Annotated in this window: 8 protein-coding genes and 1 tRNA gene; 5 read left to right on the forward strand and 4 right to left on the reverse strand. The window is 65.7% G+C overall.

Annotated elements, in window-relative coordinates; translation table 11 throughout:
- Positions 1-347: 347 nt before the first annotated feature.
- The 3 genes from ACV4UX_RS06995 (at position 348) to ACV4UX_RS07005 (ending at position 1,480) form a co-directional block, all read left to right on the forward strand.
- Positions 348-905 carry a hypothetical protein gene (locus ACV4UX_RS06995; protein WP_491592600.1) on the forward strand — a complete coding sequence of 186 codons (558 nt, stop codon included), beginning with the start codon at positions 348-350 and terminating at the stop codon, positions 903-905.
- A gap of 193 nt (positions 906-1,098) precedes the next feature.
- Positions 1,099-1,344, forward strand: coding sequence for a hypothetical protein (locus ACV4UX_RS07000; protein WP_491592601.1), 246 nt, complete (start codon positions 1,099-1,101; stop codon positions 1,342-1,344).
- 10 nt (positions 1,345-1,354) lie between these two features.
- A complete protein-coding gene (locus ACV4UX_RS07005; RefSeq protein ID WP_491592602.1) occupies positions 1,355-1,480 on the forward strand; it encodes a hypothetical protein in 126 nt (41 codons plus the stop codon).
- 218 nt (positions 1,481-1,698) lie between these two features.
- Here the strand turns inward: ACV4UX_RS07005 and ACV4UX_RS07010 are convergent, their stop codons facing one another.
- The 4 genes from ACV4UX_RS07010 to ACV4UX_RS07025 form a co-directional block, all read right to left on the reverse strand.
- The gene (locus ACV4UX_RS07010; RefSeq protein WP_491592603.1) at positions 1,699-2,136 is read right to left on the reverse strand and encodes a phosphatase PAP2 family protein; all 438 of its coding nucleotides are present in this window, start codon (positions 2,134-2,136) and stop codon (positions 1,699-1,701) included.
- Between the two features lie 80 nt (positions 2,137-2,216).
- Positions 2,217-2,987, reverse strand: a complete 771-nt coding sequence (locus ACV4UX_RS07015) for a P-loop NTPase family protein (protein ID WP_491592604.1) — start codon at positions 2,985-2,987, stop codon at positions 2,217-2,219.
- Between the two features lie 184 nt (positions 2,988-3,171).
- Complete coding sequence (locus tag ACV4UX_RS07020) at positions 3,172-3,306, reverse strand: hypothetical protein (protein ID WP_491592605.1); 135 nt, start codon at positions 3,304-3,306, stop codon at positions 3,172-3,174.
- 176 nt (positions 3,307-3,482) lie between these two features.
- A tRNA-Lys gene (locus ACV4UX_RS07025) sits at positions 3,483-3,558 on the reverse strand.
- A gap of 213 nt (positions 3,559-3,771) precedes the next feature.
- Here ACV4UX_RS07025 and ACV4UX_RS07030 point away from each other — a divergent pair.
- Together ACV4UX_RS07030 and metG are read left to right on the forward strand one after the other, a co-directional pair.
- On the forward strand, positions 3,772-4,830 hold the full coding sequence (locus ACV4UX_RS07030; RefSeq protein WP_491592606.1) for a PSP1 domain-containing protein: 1,059 nt from the start codon (positions 3,772-3,774) through the stop codon (positions 4,828-4,830).
- A gap of 2 nt (positions 4,831-4,832) precedes the next feature.
- The gene (gene metG, locus ACV4UX_RS07035) at positions 4,833-6,776 is read left to right on the forward strand and encodes a methionine--tRNA ligase (protein WP_491592607.1); all 1,944 of its coding nucleotides are present in this window, start codon (positions 4,833-4,835) and stop codon (positions 6,774-6,776) included.
- Positions 6,777-6,986 lie beyond the last annotated feature (210 nt).

A 6,986-nucleotide genomic window follows, 5' to 3' on the forward strand; every position in this document is an offset into this window, starting at 1 on the left:
ATGATCGACGCCACCCAGAACGGAAAAACCGCCAAGCCCGCCCCGGGCGGGCAGGCCATGGGCCAGAACGCCAGGGAAACCATGCTGGACGCCGCCCAGGCCGCGTTCACAGGAGGCTGAGCCCGTCCCTAGACGGCCAGTTGGCCGGTCAAAACCTTGCAGCGGAGAATAATCGGTCCGAACCGGCGCACACGAGCGCGCATGCGGCCAGCGATGGCGGCGGCCCCGGGGCCGACCGGAGCGAAGACGCGACGCGTCAGGCGTCGACACACCAGCCGCGAGCCGTGAAGGCTCGCGCATGCCCAAAGGGAAGCCGCGTGGCGCAGCATGTTCGAGGCCGCAGGCCGATGTCGTTCTTCAGCAATTCCTTCCTGCTTGTCTTCCTGATCGTTTCGGGCGCGCTCATGGCCGTTTCGCTCATGATGTCCTCGAACGCGGGCGACAGCACGCCGCAAGCGGAGCTGGCGGCGGCGATGCGCCGCAAGCAGGGCTGGGTTCCCCTGCCTGGCAACCTTGGCCTGAAAACGGCTGCCGCGAACAAGGTCTACTACGACCCCACCATCCGGGACATCATCCTGGCGGACTGCTCCTCGTGCCACGGCGGGGCCGTGCGCAACCTGATGGATTACGACAATCTGAACGCCTACGTGCAAAGCGGCATGCTCGAAGCCATGATCCAAGGCCCCATGGCCCAGTTCGCCGGGGCGGACGCCTCGACCATCCTCGACTGGATCGCCGCTGGCGCGCCGGAACACCCTGCGGGCGCTGCCGGGGCAACCCCCGCCGCCTGGCGCAGCCAGCCCCGTCATCCTGGGACCGTGCTGCATCAGGCCGGTCGCGCGCCTGCGAGCGGGCAACATGTCGCGACGCCGGGCGCCTCCACCGGTTGGCGGGCGCTGCCTTGAAGCGCGCCCTCCCCTTTCACACTACCAAACGAAGACGTGCATGAAATATCCTTCCATCTGCAAGAGTTGCGCATACCAGGGGTACAGCCCCGAGTTCTGCGCCCTTCACCGCAAGCACCTTCTGAAGCAATCGGACGGGTGTGCGCGCGCTCCGCGCCCTGTCAAGGGCCGGTACGTCAACGGGAAGACGTTCGTGGCCGGAGTGTGCGCGGGCGTGCTGACCTCGGTGGTGGGCCTCTCGGTGGCCTGCCTGGCCGGGGTCAAGGCGCTGTGCGGCACGGCGGCGTCGGCCAAGCTCGTCACAGGCGCTGGCGCGGCAGGCGGCGTGACCGGCATGACGCTCAAAAAGCGCCCGCCGCGCAGCAGCTCGAGAGCTTCATCCGTTGCGCCGGTCCAGGGGCTGGACGACGAAGGGGAATTCCCCTGCCCGCCGCTGTGAGGGATTCGGATTGCCGGGCGTCTCAACGCCTGTCCTCACCCTTCGGGAAAACGAGACCAGGAGGCTCCCCATGCATGTGATGCTCATCCTGGCCGCCGGCGTGGTGGCCTATCTGCTCTTTCGCAAGCTGTTCTGACCTGCGCGGCCAGTGACGCCGGAAGTCACGGAGAGCGTGGAAGCGCCTCGCTGTGCCCGAGGCTGCTCGATTTCCCGCCCCGACAAGCTGGGTTCGCTCCGACGATGCGGCGCTAGTGTCGTGATTTTGAAAAACATGAAATGTTTTTCAATATTAAAATCAATGGTTTTGTATGATTGCCTCAAGAGTTCGTATGGACGGATTTTGAGGACGCAACACTAGCATGGCATCCGCAGGAACGCGGCTGCCACCACGGCCGCCGTCGTTGCCCCCAGGGCCGCTCCGGCGAGAACATCCGTGAAGTGGTGCTTCAGCAGATAGACCCTGCTGATCCCCACAAGAAGGGCCAGGGAATACGCCGGAAGCGCCGCGCCGTCGATGCAGGCCGCCGCCGTGGCCGCCGCCATCCAGGCCCGGGCGGCGTGGTGCGAGGGGAAGGAATACCGATCCCAGGCCGCCCAGGCCCTGGGCGCTCTGGGCGAAGGCCTTGCCCGTCGAGTGAGATGGCGAAGGGCCGCGATGACGGGCAGCATGGCCGCCTCCCCCGTGAGGCAGCGCATGGCCGCCTCGCGAAGGTGCTCCCGGCCGTACAATGCAAGCGCCACGCACAGGGGCAGGACAACGCTCGCGGACCCGGCGACGCTCGCGGCGCGCATGGCCGCGTCTAGCCACGGACGGCGCAACCGGTCGAGCAAGCCCTGAGCCGCATCATCCAGGGCGGCAACGCCCCGCACGGCTAACCGCGCCCTTTGCCCGGCCTGCCGGTGAACACGCCGGTCTCGGTCAGCGCGTCCAGCAGTTCCCGGTCGAAGGCGTGATGGTTCAGGTACGCCGAAAAACCGCCGCGCCGCACGCCCTCCACGCTCAGGAACAGGGCCTGCTCCTTCGACGCCCCGGACCAGTCGAGCCCGTTTGCGGCCGCAGCCCTGCGGATGTTCTCCATGTGGCGGAAGCCCCCGGGCGGTCTGAGCTTGATCCGGCAACGGCCCTGCACGACCTCGGCCTCGCCCCCGACCAGGGCGAATGCCATGTCTCCGATGCGTTTGAGCAGATCGAAGTCCAGTATTTCGACGAGATACGCGCCCCGCTTGCGGCTGAGCACCCGCGCCATGGAATCCGCGACCGGCTCGTCGAGGTAGATGACGGCGTCGAAGGCGTCGATGTCCTGCGTGCGGATCAGGCGGTGGTGTTCGAACACCGCACCCGGACGGGAGAAATCAAGCGGGCGGTCGAGGTCTTGGTGGTCGAGGCACAAGGAGTCCATGCACAGCGTGTCCGCCAGGGCGGCGGCCAGGCTGCTCTTGCCGCTGCCCGGAGGCCCGTCCACCGCCAGGCGGCACGGCATGAGCCCGTTTCGGCGCAAGAGCTCCGCCAAGGCCCGGGCCGTCTGGACAGCCTGCTCCGGAAGGGGCGCAGCCTCCTCGCGGGCTGGCGCAAGCCTGCCAAGCAGATGGTCTGCGTAGGCCCGCAAACCCGGCCTGCGCAGACAGCCGCGAAGGAACGCCAAGCCGATTCCGGTCCCGGCGGCAGCCAAGCCCCCGGGGCCGACGGCAACCTTCAGCGCGGATTTGAACAGATTCCCCATGTCTGGCTCCAGCCGCCTCGCGGACAGGGCCACCCGTCCGGGCGGACCTCGTGAAGCTCCGGCTCACTGGACGGTCATGCCGCCCCGCTGGCCCTCCAAAACGCGCTCACCAGCATCCGCAGTCGCGAAAGAAGATGAAGTTCAGCAGCGTCGCGGCCAGGACCACGGCGAACAAAAACCACAGCCATCTGTTGCTGATCCTGGACGTCGAAGCGCACTTCATGCGGTTGATCGTTACCATGCATGCTCTTCTCGCACCGATGCCCAGCAATGTCCATCCGCGGCAACTCTGGCCGGGAAAGGGCATTCCATTGGGACTGCACCCGGCATCAGCAAAGCATGGGAAGCCGCCTGCAAACCGTCGCCCAAACGCAACGAAAAAGGGGTTACGGCTGTTCACCGTAACCCCTGTATTCTTGGTGGGCCATGTAGGACTCGAACCTACAACCAACGGATTAAGAGTCCGCTGCTCTACCAATTGAGCTAATGACCCGTTTGCGCTTCGAAAGTTGCCCCCCGTCGCGGAAAAGGGTGATTACGCGTTCGGACCCACCTTGTCAATCAATCGTCAAAAAGTTTTTGAAATTTCTTTGCCGCCGGCAGTCCGCCCCGCCCCTCCCGGAAGATTTGAAGTTCTCCCCGGCTTGGGCTATGGTTGCTTGTTCGACTCATCTTCAACCGCCCGCCGGGCGTTTCGGATATCGCCATGACTACCATTCTGGGACTCAGGTTCCGGGACAACGGCCAGATATACTACTACTGCGCCCCCAACCAGGTGATCCTGGCCGGGCAGCATGTCCTGGTCAAGACCGATCAGGGACCGGCCATGGCCCAGGTGGCCCTCCTGACCGAAAACCTCCCGCAGGACGTGGAGCCGACGGAACTCAAACCCATCCAGCGCCTCGCCGAACCGGAGGACCTCGTGCAGCACGAGGAGAACCGCCTCCTCGCCCGCGAGGCCATCCGCCACTGTCGGCGCTGCATCTCCCAGCGCGACCTCGACATGAAGCTCGTGGACGTGGAGATCCTCCTGGACCGTTCCAAGATGATCTTCTACTTCACCGCCCCGGGACGCATCGACTTCCGCGAACTCGTCAAGGACCTCGTCAAAGCCTACCGCACCCGCATCGAACTGCGACAGATCGGCGTGCGCCACGAGACGCAGATGCTGGGCGCCATCGGCAACTGCGGCCAGATGTGCTGCTGCGCCCGGTTCATCCGCAAGTTCCAGCCCGTCACCATCAAGATGGCCAAGGAACAGAACCTCTTCCTCAACCCCACCAAGATCTCCGGCATGTGCGGCAGGCTCCTCTGCTGCCTGGCCTACGAGCAGTCCACCTACGAAGAATTCCAGCGCCGCTGCCCCAAGATCGGCAAGAAGTACCAGACCAACCAGGGCCCCGTGAAAGTCCTGCGTTCCAACATCTTCCGCGAGACCATCTCCGTGTTCAACGAGCACGGAGAAGAGCGTGAACTCAACCTGGAAGAATGGAAGGCCATCGCGGGCGAAACCTGGACGCCCTACATCCCCCCCCAGCAACAGCCCCAGCAACGTCCCAGCGCGCCCCCCAGGCCCAGGCCCGAACCGGAATCCGCCCCCGACCAGTCCGACGCCGCAACCCACGGCAACGACGGCGAGGTGGTGGCCGCCGGACTCCCCGACGACCCCTCGCAGCCCCGGCCCAAGCGCAAACGCAAACGCAAGCCCAAGCCCAGACGCCAGGACGCGCCCCAAGCACCGCAAGCCGCCGAACCCGGAGAATGACCGTGGAACGCTTCTACATCACCACGCCCATCTACTACGTGAACGCCAGGCCCCACCTGGGCCACGCCCACACCACCATCCTGGCCGACGCCATGGCCCGCTTCCACCGCGTCATGGGCCACGACGTGCGCTTCCTCACCGGCACGGACGAGCACGGCGACAAGATCGTCAAGGCCTCCAGCGCCGCCGGGCAGACCCCGCAGGCCTACTGCGACGCCATCAGCGCCCTCTTCAAGGACCTCTGGCCCAAACTCGGCGTCGAAACAACCCAGTTCATCCGCACCACGGACCCCGAGCACAAACGTCTGGTCCAGAAGGCCCTGCAGCAGGTCTACGACGCGGGCGACATCTACTTCGGGGAATACGGCGGCCACTACTGCTTCGGTTGCGAGCGTTTCTACACCGAGAAGGAACTCGTGGACGGCCTCTGCCCCGACCACAAGACCAAGCCCGAATACATCGCGGAAAAGAACTACTTCTTCCGCATGGCCAAGTATCAGCAGTGGCTCCTGGACCACATCAAGGCCAATCCCGAGTTCATCCGCCCCGAGCAGTACCGCAACGAGGTGGTGGCCCTCCTGGAGTCCGGCGCGCTCGAAGACCTCTGCATTTCCCGCCCCAAGTCCCGCCTGGACTGGGGCGTGGAACTGCCCTTCGACAAGGACTACGTGGCCTACGTCTGGTTCGACGCCCTCCTCAACTACCTCACCGCCCTGGGCTGGCCCGACTCCAAGCCCATGGCCGACTACTGGCCGCACGCCAACCATCTGATCGCCAAGGACATCCTCAAGCCCCACGCCGTGTTCTGGCCCACCATGCTCAAGGCCATGGGCCTCGAACCCTTCCAGCATCTCAACGTGCACGGCTACTGGCTCGTCAAGGACACCAAGATGTCCAAGTCCCTGGGCAACGTGGTGGAACCCCTGGCCCTCAAGGACAAATACGGTCTCTCCGGCTTCCGCTACTTCCTCCTGCGCGAAATGACCTTCGGCTACGATTCCTCCTTCTCCGAAGAGGCCCTCTGCGCGCGCTTCAACTCCGACCTCGCCAACGACCTGGGCAACCTCTTCAGCCGCTCCCTGGCCATGACCCACAAATACTTCGACGGACGAATCCCCCAGGCCGGGCAGGGCGGACCCGACGAAGACGAACTGCGCTCCATGGCCAAGGAAGCCTGCCTCAACTTCCAGCGCCTCTTCGACCGCTTCCAGACCGCCAAGGCCCTCGACTCCCTCTGGGAACTCGTGCGCGGCCTCAACAAATACATCGACACCCAGGCCCCCTGGACCCTCTACAAGGAACAAAACCCCTCGCGCCTGGCCACCGTCATGGTCCACGTGCTCGAATGCCTGCGCAAGGTCGCCGCCCACCTGCTCCCCGTCATGCCCGAGGCCGCCTCCGCCATGCTCGAGCAACTGGGCTGCAACCCCGACCCGGCCTCCATCAACCTCCCGGTGGAAGCCGACGGATGGGGCCAGCTCACCCCGGGAACCCTCGTGGCCAAGGCGTCCAACCTCTTCCCGCGCATCGAGGCCCCCGCCGCCTCCGCGCCCGAGGCCGCCCCCAAAGCCAAGGCCCCCAAGCCACAGCCCGCCCCGGCCGCGCCCGCCGGGCCCAAGGAACCCATCGACTTCGAGGACTTCCAGAAGCTCGACCTGCGCGTCGCCACCGTGCTCGAAGCCACGCCCGTCCCCAAGGCCGACAAGCTCCTCCTGGTCAAACTCGACGCCGGAGACCCCGAACCCCGACAGGTGGTCGCGGGCATCGCCGAATTCTGGAAACCCGAAGACCTCGTGGGACGCCAGGTCGTCGTGGTCGCCAACCTCAAACCCCGCAAGCTGCGCGGCGTCGAATCCCAAGGCATGATCCTCGCCGTCAAACGCGAAGGCGGCCTGGAACTGCTGCGCCCCTCCGAACCCGTCATCCCCGGCAGCGCCGTCTCCTGATCGCGACGCCCCCGACACCGACGCGCAAGCCGCCCCGGAGCCACCAGGCCCGGGGCGGCATTTTATGGCGGACACGCAGGGACTGGCCGGGCATGCAAGCACGGGACTTCGCGACGGCGTATGGTACGGCAGGGATGAGCGGCCAGGCAGTCGGGGAATATGCCTCCGGCGGCCAAAGGGCTACGCCCTTTGGAATCCCTCTCCGCTTCG

This window comes from Fundidesulfovibrio sp. (genome assembly GCF_058402725.1).

Coding starts and splice junctions, on each gene's coding strand:
- ACV4UX_RS06995 (WP_491592600.1), top strand. CDS start 348: ATGTCGTTCTTCAGCAATTCCTTCCTGCTTGTCTTCCTGATCGTTTCG.
- ACV4UX_RS07010 (WP_491592603.1), bottom strand. CDS start 2,136: ATGCGCGCCGCGAGCGTCGCCGGGTCCGCGAGCGTTGTCCTGCCCCTG.
- ACV4UX_RS07020 (WP_491592605.1), bottom strand. CDS start 3,306: ATGGTAACGATCAACCGCATGAAGTGCGCTTCGACGTCCAGGATCAGC.
- ACV4UX_RS07030 (WP_491592606.1), top strand. CDS start 3,772: ATGACTACCATTCTGGGACTCAGGTTCCGGGACAACGGCCAGATATAC.